Origin of the sequence: Brachybacterium sp. GCM10030268 (genome assembly GCF_042666305.1) — a bacterium.
Lineage (GTDB): Bacteria > Actinomycetota > Actinomycetes > Actinomycetales > Dermabacteraceae > Brachybacterium.
This window is the reverse complement of record NZ_JBHTCW010000026.1, coordinates 1-1,347: the sequence shown is the minus strand read 5'-3', so window position 1 is coordinate 1,347 and position 1,347 is coordinate 1. Positions and strand designations below refer to the sequence as shown.

General features: G+C 65.7%; 1 protein-coding gene. It reads left to right on the top strand.

The features are described from left to right. Positions 1–238 precede the first annotated feature (238 nt). On the top strand, positions 239–1,330 hold the full coding sequence (locus ACFQRD_RS16645; RefSeq protein ID WP_377019486.1) for an IS110 family transposase: 1,092 nt from the start codon (positions 239–241) through the stop codon (positions 1,328–1,330). Positions 1,331–1,347: the final 17 nt, after the last annotated feature.

Sequence of the window (1,347 nt, the reverse complement as noted above, 5' to 3'; positions counted from 1 at the left end):
GTCAGTGTGAGGCTCTGTGGTGCCGCGGATGTCGCGGTGGTTGGATCGCTTCCATCCGGTGATTGGCCCGTACAGTGGCTGCCGCTCCTCGCTGAGCTGGCTTTCATGGGTATTGCCGTCGCCGGGTGGAAGGACCGGCCGGCGTGACTTGATAGGAGCGTGCAGCTGCCCCACTGAGGTTTGTCCGCCGACCGGCCCGACCGTTTGACCCCACTCGGATTCAAGGGAGGCAGTCACCATGGTGGTCCTGATCGGCGCTGACGTCCACAAGAACTCGCATACCTTCGTCGCGGTCGACGCGGCGGGCAAACAGATCGGGCAGATCACTGTCCGCGCGACCCACAGCGGTCATGAGAAGGCCTACCGGTGGGCCAGGGCATCTTTCATCGAGCAGGATCGCCGGTGGGGGCTGGAGGACTGCCGCCACCTCACCGGTCTGCTCGAGCGCGATCTCCTGGCCCACGGCGAGCCGGTGCTCAGGGTGCCGGCGAAGCTGATGGCCCGCCAGCGCGCCGCATCGCGCACCCGCGGCAAGTCCGATCCGATCGATGCTCTCGCAGTCGCGCGAGCGATGGCCCGCGAGGACGACCTGCCGGCCGCGTTCACCGATGAGCAGGCGAGGGAGGTCAAGCTCGTTCTTGCTCGTCGTGAGGACCTGGTCGCGGAGCGGACTCGAGTGATCAACCGCTTGCGCTGGCACCTGCACGAACTCGATCCCGACATCGACCCGGCACCACGCGCGCTGACTCATCGACCTGCCCAGGAACAGGTGCGGGGCGTGATCGAGGCGAGCGAGGGGATCGTCGCGGAGATCGCGGGCATGGTCCTTGCCGATCTCGAACGGCTGTGCTCCTTGATCGGGGAGCTCGATGCGCGGCTGCGTGCCATGGTGAGGGAGCTGGAGCCGGTGCTGCTGGAGATTCCCGGCTGCGCGGAGCTGTCTGCCGCGAAGATCATCGCCGAGACCGCCGGGATCGAACGATTCGCCACGGAGTCGAAGTTCGCGATGTTCGCCGGCTGCGCCCCGATCCCGGTCTGGTCAGGCAAGACAGAAGGCAGAGTCCGTCTGAACAGGGGCGGGAACAGACAGCTGAACTGCGCCATCCATCGCATCGCCCTCACTCAGGTCCGTCTCGAGGGGCCAGGCAAGGAGTACTACGAACGACTCCGAGCAGACGGGAAGACCGTGATGGAAGCCCTCCGCTGCCTGAAGAACGCGATCGTCCGCCGCATCTGGCGCACTCTTACCCGTGCCCACGCCGCAGCACTCATGAACACCCCGATCTCACTGAACCCCACCTCAACGACTTGCATCCCGCAAGCCGCTTGACATAGGAGATACCCATG

Coding starts and splice junctions, on each gene's coding strand:
- ACFQRD_RS16645 (WP_377019486.1), top strand. CDS start 239: ATGGTGGTCCTGATCGGCGCTGACGTCCACAAGAACTCGCATACCTTC.